Genomic DNA, 16,468 nt, shown 5'->3' on the forward strand with positions numbered 1-16,468 from the left:
TCCGAATCGCGGTCGCTCAGCCTTGAATTTGCCTCGATTGGTTTTCTTATCAAAATCGGACTTTTTGAACAACCTCTTAAACGGGAATATTCCACAGCGGCCTGATATCTCTGCTTTCATCCCAGGCGCGCCCCGCCTCCATGTGTGCAAGAGCCAGCTCGATTTCACGAGCAAAGTCCGAATATTCCGGCAGTGCCGACAGATCCCTGTGCCAGCCTGCGATGCATTCTTTAAGCACGGACTTGTCGCCTTCGTAATAGGCGCGATGGTAACGTTCCGTATTGAAAGGTCTCGCCAGCAAACGGTCGCTGTATCGAGCTGCCAGATAGGCAACATACAGCGATACCTTCGCCACAAGCGGCGAAACGAGAAAGCTGGGAAGCGTACGGTATTCAAATCCGCCATACGGCTGCCTCCGAAAATCGCCCAGGAAACCATAACGGGGTCGGCGAAGACGCCCCTTGGGGTCTTCGAGCAGCGCCAGCGGCAGAGCCAGATAATTGTCAAGGGTCTGAAGAAGGGACAGGGAGAGCGGTACGCCGCTGAAATGTATATGGCCACCTAGCGGGAAATCATCATAAGGCAGAGCTCCTGCCCTCCAGGTTAGTGAACGATCCGTAATCAGGCTCTGGGCTTGGCGCAGAGCTTTTTGCATTTCAATCATTAACGCCTTCGGATTCGCTCTCGGTAACGGCCTGAGCTCGGCAATGGGGTAAATGACCTCACCCCGAAAACGAACGGCGTCACTGCCGACCGATCCGCCACGCTCCATAAATTCGGATGCAAAAACAATGTCTCCGTTATCCTTCATCAGCACAAACTCGGGATCCATCCCCATAAGCAGCGGCGGAGTCAAATGGGATTCACCGTCTTCGTTAAACGCGTGAAAACCTGCCGCCTGCTGGCCTTTGGCACTCATAACGGTTTTATTCCGGCCCGCTTTCATGCGGACATTCTCGACTACATATCTGCGCCCGGGCCGGGCCGTGATGATGATCTCCCCTTCATCCGCACCCAGCGTATACAGCGACCTTAGGGCCGCTTTCTCCAATCTCCGATGCAGGCCATCCTCGTACCTCCCGTTCTCGGGGTCGGGCTCATACATCACTTCACTACCGCCGAGCTGGTAGGATCGGATCGAGGCTGCGGACAGCTGCTCGACATGAACCGCGTACCTGGCCGTGTAATGCTTTTCCTCAACTGAGCTCAAACCCAGAAGGCACGGTATCCCGGATCTGACCAGACGTGCTTGCGCGAGGAGCGCGGCCGCTCCCTTCAATGGTACATATTCTTTTACAGCAGCTGGTTTTACTTTATCATGAGCCATCTCCTAGTCCCCCTGTAAAAAAAATAAAAAAGAGGGCATCCGCCCTCCGCAAAGCTGCCCTCACTGCATATGCTAAGATTAGAATCACTCCTACAGGAGGGTTATCTTACAGTTCATCCTCCAGACCTTCGTAATCAAGGTCTTCATAATCATCGACTTCGTCTCCCAGGACGTAATCAAATTCTTTGTCTTCGTAGTCGCCGTGATGATGGCTGCATACTTTGACAACGACCTTGGTTTCCGCAATCAGCTCCACCGCGTACTCTCTCTCTACCCGCAGAATGACACTCGTGCCATTCGAGGATACGCTGGCCTCAACGCAGCTCGGCTCCTGTGTCGCTTCAGCCGACACTTCCACCGTCGATGCACGATGCTTCGGATCCAGATAAGAAAGAGGCACGCGTTCTACATACGATACCGTTTCTTTCGCCACATCGGTCTGTGAATTTTTGTCATAGGAATACCAGATGTTAACATCGTAAGTACCAATAACTTCAATTCCGTCTCCGGCGGCAACCGCCTCGTATTGATGGTTTATAATCCAAGCCCCCAAAATACTGGTCGGATTATTAGGCGGAGTCACGGTATGTGTTACGGTAGAGAATTTACGACCCTTGCCGCAGATCGCCTTCGTGATGATTTCTCTACATTGGTGTTTATGACTCAATGACATCTTCGAACCTCCTCCATACAATCATTCCATACATGTGTATGCAAGACATGGGCGAATGTTGAATGAAGTGGTCCAAATAAATTCATATGATGCTAAAAATATCAGATTTTTTTTTGCAAATCCCTGAGCTATACGGCCGAATCCGCGTGCTTCTGCGGTTTTTTCGCCGTGGGCGCCTTATACTTCTTCGAAATATTCAGATAGTATTCCAGTTCATGGCATAGCTGGAGAATGGCGGACCGGACCTCGAATTCTTCGCGGGTTGTCGGCAGCTCCATCTCCTTGAACCTGTCCTCCAGCTCAATCAGCAGTCCTTCGGACTTGCCCGTATATCCTTCGGCAACGACATCCTTGCTTAACTGATCGAATATTTCCGCCGTCAGCACGCCGTGCGGAAGCCGCTCGTACACCTGGGAGATCTGATGCATCATGCTCTGGATATTTTCCATCTGTTCCTTCCGCATATAAAAATATATGTTCCAGGAGCCGTCCGGATGAATCATCTGATTCTCGGAGGCCCGCTTCGCTTCCTCAATTCCTTTTTCAATCTGCCGGTTGGCCTCGATCAGCTCTTTACCGTCCCATATATGTTCGGGATCTCGAAGTGTAAGCGAGAAATGATGGAAAATGACAGAGAAGAGCCCGTCCACCTTCCGGCGGATCTCCATCATCGCTCCCTCGCTGTTTGGCATATAAACCAGGTTCACAAGCATGGCCGATCCGAGACCGATAATCAACAGTTCAATTTGGGTGAGCAAAATGTCCACCCCGATCTCTTCGCCCTGAAACACCCGAAACACCACAACCGAGCTGGTTACAATGCCTTCCTTGAAGTTCGCCTTCGAAATCGCGGGGAATGCAAGCAATATGTATAAAGCCAGTACCCAATAATGAAAACCGAGAAAATAAAATAGCATACACGCCAGCACCAGGCCCAGCAATGAAGCGAACAATCTGGACGATATGGAGCGCACACTCCGTTTTCGTGTGACGTCAACGCCGAGTATAGCAAGAAGACCGGCGGACGTAGCCCCCGGTATGTTCAAGGCATCTGTAATTAAGATGGCAAGCAGGCTTGCCGCAGCCGTTTTGATGACACGAAATCCCATGTGATGAAGAGCCTCCAGGCGAGTTGATGATGATTATATATGTTTCCTTTGATGTGACCACATATATAAGGTATCTTCATCCTAGCTTATTTTTATGCCATAAACAACCATGCCTGGGGGCTGCAGACCAAGCCCATTAACGATGAGTCAGCAATTTCCTTTCTATATATACCACCATTTGATACATAGCTGTAGCCACTACAGCGATAATGAGCAGGCTCGACAGCACAAGCGTGAAATTGAATACCTGAAAGCCGTACATAATCAAGTAACCAAGACCCGATTTGGCGACCAGGAATTCGCCGACAATGACGCCGACCCACGCCATGCCCACGTTGACCTTGAGCGTTGACACGATCGCCGGATAGGACGCCGGCAAAATAACTCGCTGAAACACCTGGCGCTTGCTTCCGCCGAAGGTGCGGACGACCTTGATCAGATTGGAATCCACCTCATGAAAACTGTTGTAAACGACAAGCGTGGTCACAATGACCGTGATGGATAACGTAGTGACGACAATAGCGGTAAAACCCGCGCCAAACATCACGATAAATATGGGACCCAGCGCCACTTTCGGCATACTGTTGAACACAACCATATAAGGATCCAGAACTTTGTTGAGAAACGGTGACCACCAGATCAAAACGGCCAGCAGCGTGCCTACCAGTGTGCCGAGCAGAAATCCGACAACCGTCTCCCCTACCGTGATCCCCAAATGCCCCCATAACTCGCCGCTGATCATGTTCCCCCATATGTTGGCAAAGATTTTGGTGGGATAGCTGAAGAGCAGCACGTCAATCCATTTGAATCTGCCCGCCGCTTCCCACCAGATAAAGAATAACAGCAGCAAGCTAAGCTGAACGGTCAGCACGCGTGTGCGTATGCTTTTCTTTTGCTTCATATGTTTAACATAAATATCCTGGAGCCAGCCCTTCGAAGAAGAAGCAGAAGGCTCATCCCTTGATGTCATAGGCTTCACTCCTTCCCGATCGTTTGCATTTCGCCCCAGATCTCATGAAACAATTCGTTGAACCCTGGCTCCTTACGAGCAAAAAAAGGCTGCACCCGGCGTATGTTCTCGGGAATATTGAACATGCGATGAATCCTTCCCGGGTTGCGGTTCAATAGAATAACCCGGTCGCTCATCGCAATCGCTTCGGACAAATCATGGGTGACCAGGATGGCGGTCTTCCCCCGCTCCTTCAAGGTCTCCACGATCAGATCCTCAAGCTGCAGCTTCGTCTGATAATCCAGTGCGGAGAAAGGTTCATCCAGCAGCAGCAGTCCCGGGTCCGTCGCCAGGGTCCTTACGAGTGCAACCCGCTGTCTCATTCCGCCTGACAGCTGGGCCGGATAGAGATTGCCGCTCTCTCCGAGACCCATCTCCTTAAGCAAACTCTGGACGATACCTCGGCTTTCCGGATTCAATCTCTCCGTCAGTTCCAAGCCGATCAAGGCGTTATCCATAATGGTGCGCCAAGGAAACAAATAGTCCTGCTGCAGCATGTACCCGACCTCCGGCGACGGTCCGTTTACAGGTTTGCCGTTCACGTAGGCGGTTCCTTTGGATGGCTGCAGCAAGCCGGCAATGACAGACAAGATCGTTGTCTTGCCGCAGCCGCTGGGTCCAACCAGGCTGATGAACTCCCCTGGTTCCACTTTCAATTGAATTCCTTCCACAGCCAGAGAGGCTTCCCGATCCGTGACATATACGTGAGCGATATCGTTCAATTCAACTACCGGTACCATTGGTGCTCTCTCCTTTCGTTCTATGGATTAGGAGCACTTCATTATTTAGCTTGTTTTGCTTTCTCGGCAAAGCTGTTGTTGACGATCGTGTCAGGCGCTACCCGTTCTTTCAGCTCCCCGGCTTGCTCCATCACGTCAAGCAGATTGTTCCATTCCGCCTCGTCCACGATCGGATCGGTTGCATAGCTGCCTTGCTCTTTGTAGCGTTTAACGGAAGACACCACGATGTCGCGGTCGCTATCCTTAAAATAAGGCATGATCGCATCCGCGATATCTTCCGGGCTGTTCGCATCCACCCACTGCTGTGCCTTGTAAAGGGCATTCGTAAACTTCTGCACCGTTGCATCGTTTTTGTTGATGTAGCTCTGCTTCGTCATGAATACGGTATATGGCAGACGTCCGCTTTCTACGCCAAAGGAAGCGACCACCTTGCCTCGGCCTTCTTTTTCAAATATGGAGGCCTGCGGCTCAAAAAGCTGAACAAATTCACCGGTACCGGAAGCATAGGCAGAGGCGATATTCGCAAAATCGATATTCTGAATCAGCTCCAGGTCCGCGTGCGGATCGATCCCTTTTTTATTCAAGGTAAACTCGCCTGCCATCTGCGGCATTCCGCCTTTACGCTGTCCGAGGAATACTTTACCCTTCAGGTTGTTCCAGTCAAAAGCACCCGATCCGTCTCTGGCCATCAGAAAAGTCCCGTCCGTCTGCGTCACCTGTCCGAAGTTAATGACCGGATCTTCAGAGCCCTGTTGATACACATAAATCGAAGTTTCCGAGCCGACGAGTGCCACATCGATGGCTCCCGACAGCAGGGCCGTCATCGTTTTGTCTCCGCCAGGAGTCGTCTGCAGCTCGACATCTAGACCTTCTTCCTTGAAAAATCCCTTTTCCAATGCGACATACTGCGGCGCATAGAAGATCGAGCGCGTCACTTCGCCAATCTTGACCTTCGTAGCCGATCCGCCGCCACCGCACCCGGCAAGCGCCACTCCGCAAACAAGCAGCATGGTTAGCGCCAGCCCCCACCATTTTTGACGCTTCATCGTAACCCTCCATTCCCATTGACCCTTTGTTTCTTTTCAGCATATGCATGTGCCTGCCCAAAGGTTAAACGTCTGATAGAGTATGCCGGCGGATGGTGATGGGCACTATGGATATTTGGAAGGAAATAACATCTGCCTGTGAAGCCTTCGAAGGTGATACTGTGTTAATGCAAAAAAACGCAGCCCCTTGGGCTGCGTTTATCGTGATGCTTAAAGTTTGTAAATCTCTTTATACTTCTCTTCGAGATAGTCCGCCAGATAGTCCGGATTCAGTTCTTCTCCGGTGACACGTACGATGATCTCGGACGGCTTCTCGCTTTTTCCGTACTTGTAAACCTTGTCCGTCAGCCATTCCTTAATCGGAGCCAGGTTCCCTTCTTCGATGAGCTGGTCGAGGTTCGGCAGTTCTTTGCGCATCGTATGAAGGAACTGAGCCGCATACATGTTGCCAAGGGAATACGAAGCGAAATATCCGAAATCGCCCCCGGACCAGTGAACATCCTGCAGAACCCCCATTCCGTCGTTCGGCGGCATAATGCCGAGGTATTCTTTATACTTCGCGTTCCATGTCTCCGGAAGATCCTTCACCGCCGACCCTTCGTTAAAGAGCATTTTCTCGATCTCATAACGAATGATGATGTGCAGATTATAAGTAAGTTCATCCGCCTCAATTCGAATCAGAGAGTTCTCTACCTTGTTCGCGGCCAAATAGAAATCCTCGATGTCCACGTCCTTCAATTGTTCGGGGAAGTGCTGCTGCAGATCCGCGAAATAACGGCGCCAGAACGGACGGCTGCGGCCAATCATATTTTCCCACAGACGGGATTGAGATTCATGGATGCCCATTGAGGTACCGCCGGAGAGCGGCGTACCTGCAAGCTCCTTATCGATATTTTGCTCGTAAAGGGCATGCCCCCCCTCATGCAAAGAGCTGAATACCGCACTTAGCACATCATCGGGAAGATACATGGTCGTGATGCGCACGTCACCCGGGTTCAAGCCCGTCGCAAATGGATGCACGCTCTCGTCCAAACGTCCCGCTTCAAAGTCGTAACCCATTTGCTCCAGCAGGAACAAGCTGAATTTCTCCTGCTGCTCTTTCGGGAACAGCTGTTTCAAAAAGTCCGTTTTCGGCTTGAAGGGCGAATTCTGGATCGCATGAACTAGCGGTACCAGACGCGCTTTCAGGCGTTCGAAGATGGCATCCACCTTTTCCACCGTTAAATCCGGCTCATACATATCAAGGAGTGTGTCGTATCTGGTGTTTTTCACGCCCCAATATTCAATAAACTCTTGCTTGAACGCAACAATCTTCGTTAAGTAAGGTTCGAAACCTTCAAAATCGCTGTTCTGCTTCGCTTCCTCCCACTTCGTCTCCGATTGGGCGGCAAGAATGGAATACTCCTGGAAGCGTTCAGGCGGGATGGATTTGCTCTGATCGTACACCTTGCGTGCTTCGGCAATCATGCGGCGTTTGCGGTCATCGAGCTGTTCTGCCTGTTTCGGCTCCGTAAAAAACGATAACAGCTGTCCCATTTCTTCCGATATTTGCAGTTTAAATGCTTCTGTGGATAGAACCCCGATCGTTTCCGAACGAATTTCGGTTCCCTTGCGTGGAGCACCGGTCCGTAAATCCCAATGAAGTAGGCCAATAGCTTCGTAATAACTCATGATTTTGCGAACCAATCGATCAAATTGTTCCCATTGTGGTAAATGTTGTACTGCCATTCCGGCACACCTTCTTTTTTTTATAATAGGATTCTTCTATACTCTATTGATGATACTTTTTACAAGGTATATAATCAACTTCCAGAAAGAATAAATAATAATATACATATAAAGGAGTGTCAGGATGCCGTGAAAATTCAACTCACCCCGCAAGCAGAGCTGAAGCTGAAGGACAAGCTCGGGGACAAACCGGGCGCAATCAGGCTGATCTATGACACGGAGGGATGCGGATGTGCCGTCAACGGCTTCCCAGGCCTGCGTATTGTAGATGAGCCGACGATGGAAGATATCGCTGTCGAGACAGGCAGCCCGGTGCCGTTTATCATGAACCGCAAGCAGGCCGTTTTTTTCGAAGAGAAGATGAGGCTCGACGCCGATCCAGCCACTTACTCCTTTCGCCTGGACAGCAGCGGACAGAACTACGGTACCAACATTCAAGTATTAGATGCCAGAGCATAAGAACAACAAATAAACAATAGATACAAAGGAGAGAAAATCGATGGAAAAACACCTTAACAGCATTCTGGAACACAATCGCAGCTTTGTAGAGAATAAAGAGTACGAATCCTACCTGACAGGGCGTTTTCCTGAGAAGAAACTCGTCATTATCACTTGTATGGATACACGTTTGGTCGAGCTGCTCCCTAAAGCGATGAATTTCAAAAATGGCGATGTCAAAATCATTAAAAACGCCGGCGCGATCATTTCACAGCCCTTCGGAAGTGTTATGCGAAGCGTCATGGTTGCACTGTACGAACTGCACGCCGAAGAAGTCATCGTTGTGGGTCACTACGAATGCGGCATGGCTTCCCTGAACGCCGAGGACATGATCCAGCATATGAGAGACCGCGGCATATCCGATGAAGTGTTATCCACGCTGGAAAACTCCGGCATCCGGTTATCCAAATGGCTTCGCGGATTCGATAACATTACGGACGGCGTAAAAAATACCGTAAACCTGATCAAAAACCACCCACTTCTTCCTCCAAACGTACCCGTTCATGGCATGGTCATCGACCCCAACACCGGCGCGCTTGATCTGGTCGTAGAAGGTTACGAGAACGAATAATTCAACCAAAGTCAAATGGAAGCACAAACGCTTAAGCGTTTGTGCTTTTTTAGTCACAATTTTGCCAAATGCAGAGAGAAAGCCCCCTCCCCCGGTTGTCAAACCATACAGTTTCAGTGTACACTTTTTATCAACCGGACCGATAGGCGGATTTTCATTCCTGCCTTAGCGTCCACGATATGCGTTTCAAAGGGAGTTATGTCCATGAATACGTTGTCATACGGCTTGTTAGGATTACTAGCAAGAAGAGAATCATCGGGATACGATTTGATGCTTCGAATACAGCCTTTTTGGCAAGCCAAACACAGTCAGATCTATCCACTGCTGTCCAGCATGGAGGAGAAACAGCTATTGTCCTCGCACTGGGTCCAGCAAAGTGATAAACCGGACAAGAAAATCTATGCGATTACAGAAAAAGGCATGCAGAAGCTGCGTGAATGGATGTATCAACCCATCGCGCCTGCAGTCACCAAGGATGAACTTTCTCTTCGAACCTTTTGCCTGTGGCTAACGGAGATCGGCATCGCCGTCGATATTTTCGAGGACCGCAGAATCGGGTATCTGGAGAAAAAACGTTATTATGAGCAGATATTAGAGGGAATTCCGGAGGATACCCGCGAGATTGGAAGCAAGGCTTTCAGCAATTATGTACTCGCTACCAAAGGGTTGATGATGGCTGAAACCGAGCTGAAGTGGTGTGATTGGGTACTGGAATTACTGAGACGGCAGCAGCATACAACAGCCTCAAAACATGGTCGCACAAATTTTGAAACCTTATCGTGACTCGTCCGTATTACTCTTTATTACTCTAAATTTACTGGGAGGTTCGACAGAACACGATGAAAAAAGTATTGACTATTCTTGTAGCGATTACACTGTTCTTTGTAGCGCTGACGCCTGATTCCGCAGATGCCCGCAGAGGTGGCGGAGGTTTCAAATCCGGCACCAAGTCATACAACAGCACTCCGAAAAAGGATACTAATAATGTTCAACAAACGAACAACCGTTCCAATACGACAGGAGCAGCCGGCAGCACAAAAAAACCAGGATTTTTTAGCGGCGGCAGCTTGATGAAAGGACTTATGATCGGTGGTCTGGCTGGTTTGCTCTTCGGCAGCATGTTCGCCGGCATGGGCTTCATGGGCGAAATCATGGGATTGCTCATTAACCTGATCGCAATCTGGGCTTTGATTATGATCGTTATGGCTGTTGTACGCGCCGTGAAGAATCGTCGTAAACAAAACGAACCTCGCGACAACAACAATAACAATAATCGGTACTAATCCATGGTTCTGAGCATGGATGAAATCGTCAATGCAGTCTGCCTTCATCAGGCGGAACGCAGAGGCGTCAAACCAACCGATGTATCGCTTGAGCTTAGCTGGGACGAAGATACCGGATATACAGCCGAAGTATGGGTCAGCGGAAGAACGCAATATTTGATTGAGGCTAACCTCATCGAAGCTATTCTCCGTTACCTGCACTCCGAGTACAATATCCGCGCTTACAGCGAACAAGTACGACTTGAGCTGGAAGACGAAATTATCGCAATCGTTCAGCAATAATGTTATGAATTGATAAAGCAGCCGCTTCGCTACTATGCGAAGCGGCTGCTTTTTGATTACAAACAATAGGATCAGTTCGTACACCGCACCAGCTTCAGAAGAACCTAAATAAAAGAAATAAGCCTTCCATAATGAAGGCTTATTTCTCACTAGGTACGCTTATATCATTTCTCTACCAATACTTCATTCAAGAAATTCCCCGTTTAGAAGCACTTCCCGAAACAGCTCATTATGATATAAAACCATATCAACGGCCTTCATGTTTTTGCCCGGCTAAGCCGTAAAAGAAAAGCTCCAACAAGGTCTCCATGCTGCCATTGCCATATTCCTGGTTCCCCGAATCCCAGCGTCGCCCCAGCTCATTCATGAACATCGAGAAGTACAGCATCGCGACCTCTTCGGTTTGGTTCTTATGTATATAACCTTCTTGTTTCCCAAGCGCGACAAATCTCATGAAAAAACCTTTTACCTTCTCCTCGCTATACTGTTGGATCGTCTGACTAATGCCACGCTCCTCGGAGGTTTGGAATTTCCGGAACTCTTCCGACAAAAAGGTCAGATTCTTAGCCTCCAGCTGCATGATTTCTCGGGTCTTCTCGGCAAAAGAGCGCGCGGAATCTAAAATGCGCTCATACACCTCCAACTGCTTGTCCGTCCAATCCTTGATCATTTCCATATAGAGCTGATCTTTGGTTCCAAAATAGTTATATATCGTCGCAGGTGACACGCCTGCCTTTTGGGCGATTTCGTTAACGCTAACCTTTTGGTAACCGTGCCTTGAAAATAGCTGGAAAGCGGCGTCGAAGACTTGTTCGATTTTTTTGTGCTTTCTTCGTTCGTACCCGTTCATGTATTCTTCACCTCAAGTGAAGTATATATCAAGTTTTAGAGCAACTCAATGCTTTCACTATAAAACAATTGACAACCACCTACTCGAAGTTATATTGTTTTTGTAGTAATTCAATTTAATTACTACATAATATCAATTTAAATTAGAAAAGAAATGAGTGTTTTATGTAATGAAAATCGTAAAGATTCCTTCGATTCTGCATGATGTTTTTGGTGAAAAGCAGTCCGTTGGCTCTATTCTGGTCATACTGCTCTTCGGTGGACTTCTAACCATCGCGATGGGCCTCATTTATCCTGAAATCACAAGCTCTTTGCCTTTATGGCGCAGTACCCTTGCCTTATTGCTCATCTTCGATATATTTGCCGGCTGCATTGCCAATTTCACAATCTCAACCAGTAATTTCTACGCGTCCCGAAAAACGAATCGCACAGTGTTCATTGCGATACACGTTCATATCATCATGATTGCGGTTCTGTTGAATACCGATATTGAGTATGCCGTCGGTATATGGGCATATACAATCGCTGGAGCTGTGATCGTAAATGCGTTGATCGGGAAATCATCGCAGCGTTTTATAGGAGGCTTGCTCCTGTCGATCGGCATAGGAGGTACGTTCTTGCTGTCCAACATCCAGCCCTACATGTTATTGGCCGGCACCCTGTTTATGCTGAAAGTATTGTTCAGCTTTGCTGTCGATCATTATGGCGAAGCTGTAGAGAAAGCATGAACACTTCATGCAGAGTATCCAAGCTGACCAAATCGGATAAACTCTTATTTTCATCCATTATGAGCCTGGCATTTGCCCGGGATCCCTTGTTTCTGCATGCATTTGGCGATCCAGAACTCGATCGTAAATCAAGAAGCAGAGCGGCCGCATTTGTCTCCTTCATGTTTGATAAAAGCTTTCTGCTGAATGAAGATATATGGGGCTATTTTGAAAACGAAATCTTGCTCGGTACCTTTATTGTAGAGAAACCAGGCATAAGCAAGCTTAAGCGTTTTAAGGGCGCTTTTTTGCTGATTGGAAGGCTATTGCCTTTGTTATTCCAACTACCAGTCAAAACATTGGGGTTCCTCAATTCCTATATGGAAATTACGAGATCGGCTGCACCTTCTTCTCCACACCATTATCTCATTATGATCGGAGTGAATCCGGAGGTCCAAGGCAGGGGAATTGGAGCAGCAATGCTGCTGCACCTGCTCCAAGTGGTTCATGCGGATAACAAGTCACATGGAATCGCGCTCGATACGGAAAATAAGGGGAATGTAAATTTGTATCAAAGGTGGGGATTTGCTTTAAGGCATGAAGAGAATATCAACGACCTGACCGTGTATTGCATGTTCTATCAGAAATAGCTCTCCGATATGCTATGATCTGCGATTGTGGTGGTAGTAAGATGATGCATCGTAACGGCACGAGGTTGCAGGATCATATCCCGGCAGCGCTGAAAAGGCTCGGGCTGCCGGCGAATACGTTCGATGGCGCAAACCCGATCGCCTTGTCCTTTGCTTCATGCTTTGGACAGGGCGATTTTTTTTATGATGGAGCCATTCGTCCCATCTATATTAGGTGTCATTGACCTGTGCTGTGAGATTGTCGATAATAGTAGAATAAGTTCACTATCTTCAAGGGATTGGAGCTATGTAATGAAATATCATAATCTGGAAGAATGCGTTATGGATCTGGAGAAACACGGGCATTTGGTTCGTATACATGAAGAGGTTGATCCTCATTTGGAAATGGCAGCCATACATATGAAGGTATATGCCGCAGGCGGCCCGGCGCTGCTATTTGAAAACGTTAAAGGTTCAAGATTCCGCGCAGTATCCAACCTGTTCGGTACGATCGAGCGCAGCAAATTCATTTTTCGGGAAACCTTCGAATCCACGCAAGACGTGATCGCGCTGCGCAACGATCCGATGAAGGCACTCAAAAATCCGTTCAAGTATATCGGGACGGGATTGGCAGCTAAAACCGCATTACCTATCAAAAAAACGGGGACTGTCCCACCTGGCTTTCAGGAAATCCAAATTTCCGATATGCCGCTAATTAAGCACTGGAAGGAAGATGGGGGTGCTTTTGTCACCCTGCCTCAGGTCTATTCGGAAGATCCGGAGAAGCCAGGTGTCATGAATTCCAATCTGGGCATGTACCGGGTGCAGCTCACAGGCAACGAATATGAAATGAACAAGGAAGTCGGCATCCATTACCAAATCCACCGGGGTATCGGCATCCATCAAGCGAAGGCCAATAAATTGGGGCAGCCGCTTAAAGTCAGCTGTTTCATCGGGGGTCCCCCTGCGCATACGATTTCAGCGGTTATGCCGCTGCCGGAAGGCATGAGCGAGCTAACCTTTGCCGGCTTGCTGTCCGGACGCCATTTCCGGTACAGCTATGTTGACGGCTACTGCATTAGCCACGATGCGGATTTCGTCATTACTGGGGAAATCCATCCGGGTGAAACCAAGCCGGAAGGTCCCTTTGGCGATCATCTGGGCTATTACAGCCTTGTCCATCCGTTTCCTGTCATGCGAGTGCACAAGGTCTACGCCAAACAACAGGCCATCTATCCATTTACGGTCGTGGGAAGACCTCCGCAGGAGGATACGTCCTTCGGCGAACTGATTCATGAGCTCACCGGCGGGGCCATCCGACAAGAAATCCCGGGTGTCAAAGAGGTTCATGCGGTGGACGCTGCTGGGGTTCACCCCTTGCTCTTTGCCATCGGCAGCGAACGATATACCCCTTATCAACAAGTGAAACAGCCGGCTGAGCTTCTCACGATTGCCAATCGGATATTGGGCACGGGCCAATTGAGTTTAGCCAAGTATCTGTTCATAGCGGCTGAGGAGAACCAAACCTTAGACACGCATCAGATCGAGGATTTTATGTCCTATATATTGGAACGTATCGACCTGCACCGGGATATCCATTTTCAGACCAATACCACGATCGATACACTCGATTATTCAGGCACCGGACTCAACACCGGCAGCAAGGTCGTATTTGCGGCGGTCGGGGATAAAAAAAGGGATTTGTGCCAAGAGGTGCCTGAAGCCTTGAAGGATCTGCCCGGGTACTCGCCAGCGAAATGGATCATGCCCGGCATTGTCGCGATCCAGGGAGCCCCTTTTACGAGTTATGCCGAAGTGCGGCAGGAAATGGAGCATCTAAACGAGGAGATCCGTGCGAGAGGTGCCCTCTCTTCCTGTCCAATGATCATTCTGTGTGATGACAGTGAATTCATGAGTGCGACGGTGAATAATTTTCTGTGGGCAACCTTTACGCGCAGCAATCCTTCCCATGACATTCACGGTGTGAACAGCCGCTATGAGCACAAGCACTGGGGTTGTGATACGGTCATTATCGATGCCCGTACGAAACCTCATCAAGCCCCTCCATTAATACCGGATGAAGAGGTTGAACGCAGCATCAAGCGTTTGTTTACGGATGGAGGCAGTTTAAGTCGTATTCCGATACGATAAAGTAAAGGATGACCCGCGGGCGTTATTCCAGAAATGAATGAAATTTATAAGGGCTGGTCTCTAGTCAATGCGACTTTGGGATCAGCCCTTATATATCTTCCTAGGAACCACGATGATGCAAAAAGAGCGGTAGTTGGGATTCAACTTCAAGTGCCATTCGGTTGTCCGCTTCCTATACCAGCACGCTCAGCACATCCTCAATCTTTCTCCCGTGCGATATGATCCCATAATTCATCCAGGTGAGAAAATCAACCTCGTACACACAGCCACTCTTAACTGCCGGCAGTGACTTCCATTCCGGCGTATCCATCACGCTTCTCTCCTCGCCTTCCCATGAAGAATGGCGTTTATCGAGGGTAATAAACAAATGATCGGCATCCAATAGTTTCATGTATTCCCGGGTTAGAATCGCATTTCTGGCATTCCCTGACAACCGCTGGACGAGCGGATGCGGGGTCAGCCCAAGATCCCTGTACAGGATCGGCCCGGTATACCCGTGATCTGGGCCCGAATACAGACTCATTCCCAATGCCGATATACGAAGACAAGCCACGGTTTGTGTTCGGACGGCTCGTTTCAGAAGCGCCTTGGCTCTACTAGCTTTATATTCATACTGTGCAATGACATCCGATACCCGATCCATCCGGCCCAGCAGGTCTGCCGATGTGCGAAGCGTCTGGCGCCAATCCTCGCCTGCGTGCGGAAACTCGTATGTTGGCGCTAACCGTCCCAAGCCGTCGTCGGACATCCAACGTGTGAAGCCCTGATCCGTCATGATCATATCCAGCTTATGACGGGAAAGTTCATCAATATCCTCACGCTCGATATCGATGACAGGAACATCGTGCAAGCCAAGGTAATCCTGCTTTCCCCACCGCGGGTGGGTGCATTGTACGACGGGCTTAATGCCGAGAGCTACCAGAAAATCTTCAAGGAATGGCGCAAACACCCGCATAGTATCGTGGTCATGGTGACGACGTCGATATTGACCAGGAGAAACGCCGACCGTCTGTTTGAATCGACGATTAAAATAATATTCGTTGCTAAACCCAACGAATGATGCAATATCCAGCAGCCGATCTTCCGTTGCCAGCAGCAATTCTTTTGCACGCTCAATCCGGATACGGTTCAGATAATCAAGCGGATACTGGGTCGTTAACTCTTTAAAAATCCGCGTATAATGCCAACGCGCAACGTCCGCACGTTCAGCCAGTTGTTCCACTGTCCACGGCTTCCGGTAATCTTCTGTCAGATGCTCGATCGATCGCTCCACTGCCTGACGTATATCGATGGTCTGTGAATCGTTCCGGTTCTGGCTGCATAGAAACAGCATAAGCTGCTGAAATCGAACGTGAATCTCGAAGTCTTCCAACTCGCACCTGATTCCCCGTTGCTTCCAGAGAGCTTCCAAATAGTCAAGGCACTGGGAGAACGGACGACAGGACAGCACTCCCTGGCGCAGGCAGGATTGGAAGCTTCGCACTGGCTCAGAGTCGGTCTTCGTGCCATCAATCCTCCAATATTCGTAAGTTAATCGATAGTAAGCCAAACCGTCGGATTCAGAATGAATAACGGCAGTTGTGCCGGGGACAATGTAATAACATTGCCCTCGCCGTATGGCATGCTCCGAATCCCCCAGTACTAATCGTCCGGTCCCGGCAGTCGCAATAAGCAGCGTGAAGTCGTTCCCGCACACGGGAGCCTCCAGCCCATTTATGGAACGAGAACGAAACCGAATATCCTTAAGCCTATAAAAAGCAGTATCGCGCAGCAACTTGATCTCATCGTTCATGTCATCTTCCCCTACCGAAAATCATATGTATAGCGCATAGAACAAAAAAGCATATCAACTTGGTTGACAGCTTC

Annotated in this window: 18 protein-coding genes; 9 read left to right on the forward strand and 9 right to left on the reverse strand. The window is 49.0% G+C overall.

All coding sequences use genetic code 11. The annotated features are described in order from the left end of the window. Positions 1-76: 76 nt before the first annotated feature. The 7 genes from ACETK5_RS16075 to ACETK5_RS16105 all read right to left on the reverse strand — a co-directional run bounded on the left by ACETK5_RS16075 (position 77) and on the right by ACETK5_RS16105 (position 7,632). Entirely contained in the window at positions 77-1,327 is a 1,251-nt protein-coding gene (locus ACETK5_RS16075; protein WP_394056723.1) for a putative amidoligase domain-containing protein, read from the reverse strand. 106 nt (positions 1,328-1,433) lie between these two features. Further along, positions 1,434-2,000, reverse strand: a complete 567-nt coding sequence (locus ACETK5_RS16080) for an outer spore coat protein CotE (RefSeq protein WP_071218248.1) — start codon at positions 1,998-2,000, stop codon at positions 1,434-1,436. Between the two features lie 128 nt (positions 2,001-2,128). Beyond that, on the reverse strand, positions 2,129-3,109 hold the full coding sequence (locus ACETK5_RS16085) for an aromatic acid exporter family protein (RefSeq protein WP_100536442.1): 981 nt from the start codon (positions 3,107-3,109) through the stop codon (positions 2,129-2,131). Between the two features lie 136 nt (positions 3,110-3,245). Continuing rightward, positions 3,246-4,079, reverse strand: coding sequence for an ABC transporter permease (locus tag ACETK5_RS16090; protein WP_100536441.1), 834 nt, complete (start codon positions 4,077-4,079; stop codon positions 3,246-3,248). Positions 4,080-4,084: 5 nt separating this feature from the next. Next, positions 4,085-4,858 (reverse strand): ABC transporter ATP-binding protein, encoded by a 774-nt coding sequence (locus ACETK5_RS16095; RefSeq protein ID WP_100536440.1) that lies wholly within the window; start codon positions 4,856-4,858, stop codon positions 4,085-4,087. A 41-nt stretch (positions 4,859-4,899) separates the two neighbouring features. Further along, positions 4,900-5,904, reverse strand: coding sequence for an ABC transporter substrate-binding protein (locus ACETK5_RS16100; RefSeq protein WP_100536439.1), 1,005 nt, complete (start codon positions 5,902-5,904; stop codon positions 4,900-4,902). Between the two features lie 210 nt (positions 5,905-6,114). After that, on the reverse strand, positions 6,115-7,632 hold the full coding sequence (locus ACETK5_RS16105; protein ID WP_394056727.1) for a carboxypeptidase M32: 1,518 nt from the start codon (positions 7,630-7,632) through the stop codon (positions 6,115-6,117). 129 nt (positions 7,633-7,761) lie between these two features. Here ACETK5_RS16105 and ACETK5_RS16110 point away from each other — a divergent pair, with 129 nt between their 5' ends. The 5 genes from ACETK5_RS16110 (at position 7,762) to ACETK5_RS16130 (ending at position 10,266) form a co-directional block, all read left to right on the forward strand. Beyond that, positions 7,762-8,091 (forward strand): iron-sulfur cluster biosynthesis family protein, encoded by a 330-nt coding sequence (locus tag ACETK5_RS16110; RefSeq protein WP_394056729.1) that lies wholly within the window; start codon positions 7,762-7,764, stop codon positions 8,089-8,091. A 40-nt stretch (positions 8,092-8,131) separates the two neighbouring features. Continuing rightward, complete coding sequence (locus ACETK5_RS16115) at positions 8,132-8,701, forward strand: beta-class carbonic anhydrase (RefSeq protein ID WP_090911712.1); 570 nt, start codon at positions 8,132-8,134, stop codon at positions 8,699-8,701. 204 nt (positions 8,702-8,905) lie between these two features. Next, a complete protein-coding gene (locus tag ACETK5_RS16120) occupies positions 8,906-9,484 on the forward strand; it encodes a PadR family transcriptional regulator (RefSeq protein WP_100536436.1) in 579 nt (192 codons plus the stop codon). A gap of 56 nt (positions 9,485-9,540) precedes the next feature. Next, a complete protein-coding gene (locus ACETK5_RS16125; RefSeq protein WP_100536435.1) occupies positions 9,541-9,984 on the forward strand; it encodes a hypothetical protein in 444 nt (147 codons plus the stop codon). A gap of 3 nt (positions 9,985-9,987) precedes the next feature. Beyond that, positions 9,988-10,266, forward strand: a complete 279-nt coding sequence (locus ACETK5_RS16130; RefSeq protein ID WP_036637522.1) for a YxcD family protein — start codon at positions 9,988-9,990, stop codon at positions 10,264-10,266. Between the two features lie 247 nt (positions 10,267-10,513). Here ACETK5_RS16130 and ACETK5_RS16135 read toward each other — a convergent pair whose 3' ends face one another. Then, positions 10,514-11,116 carry a TetR/AcrR family transcriptional regulator gene (locus tag ACETK5_RS16135; protein ID WP_394056732.1) on the reverse strand — a complete coding sequence of 201 codons (603 nt, stop codon included), beginning with the start codon at positions 11,114-11,116 and terminating at the stop codon, positions 10,514-10,516. 169 nt (positions 11,117-11,285) lie between these two features. On the opposite strand from ACETK5_RS16135, the gene ACETK5_RS16140 reads away from it, so the two are divergent. The 4 genes from ACETK5_RS16140 (at position 11,286) to ACETK5_RS16155 (ending at position 14,602) form a co-directional block, all read left to right on the forward strand. Beyond that, positions 11,286-11,843, forward strand: a complete 558-nt coding sequence (locus tag ACETK5_RS16140; protein WP_394056734.1) for a hypothetical protein — start codon at positions 11,286-11,288, stop codon at positions 11,841-11,843. After that, positions 11,840-12,472, forward strand: coding sequence for a GNAT family N-acetyltransferase (locus ACETK5_RS16145; protein ID WP_394056736.1), 633 nt, complete (start codon positions 11,840-11,842; stop codon positions 12,470-12,472). The genes ACETK5_RS16140 and ACETK5_RS16145 overlap by 4 nt, the downstream gene beginning before the upstream one ends. Before the next feature lie 41 nt (positions 12,473-12,513). After that, positions 12,514-12,696 (forward strand): hypothetical protein, encoded by a 183-nt coding sequence (locus tag ACETK5_RS16150; RefSeq protein WP_394056738.1) that lies wholly within the window; start codon positions 12,514-12,516, stop codon positions 12,694-12,696. A gap of 67 nt (positions 12,697-12,763) precedes the next feature. Then, complete coding sequence (locus tag ACETK5_RS16155) at positions 12,764-14,602, forward strand: UbiD family decarboxylase (protein ID WP_394056740.1); 1,839 nt, start codon at positions 12,764-12,766, stop codon at positions 14,600-14,602. Between the two features lie 172 nt (positions 14,603-14,774). Here the strand turns inward: ACETK5_RS16155 and ACETK5_RS16160 are convergent, their stop codons facing one another. Beyond that, complete coding sequence (locus tag ACETK5_RS16160; RefSeq protein ID WP_394056742.1) at positions 14,775-16,394, reverse strand: helix-turn-helix domain-containing protein; 1,620 nt, start codon at positions 16,392-16,394, stop codon at positions 14,775-14,777. Between the last annotated feature and the right edge of the window lie 74 nt (positions 16,395-16,468).

Source organism: Paenibacillus ilasis, assembly GCF_043195395.1.
Taxonomy (GTDB): Bacteria; Bacillota; Bacilli; order Paenibacillales; family Paenibacillaceae; genus Paenibacillus_AQ; species Paenibacillus_AQ lautus.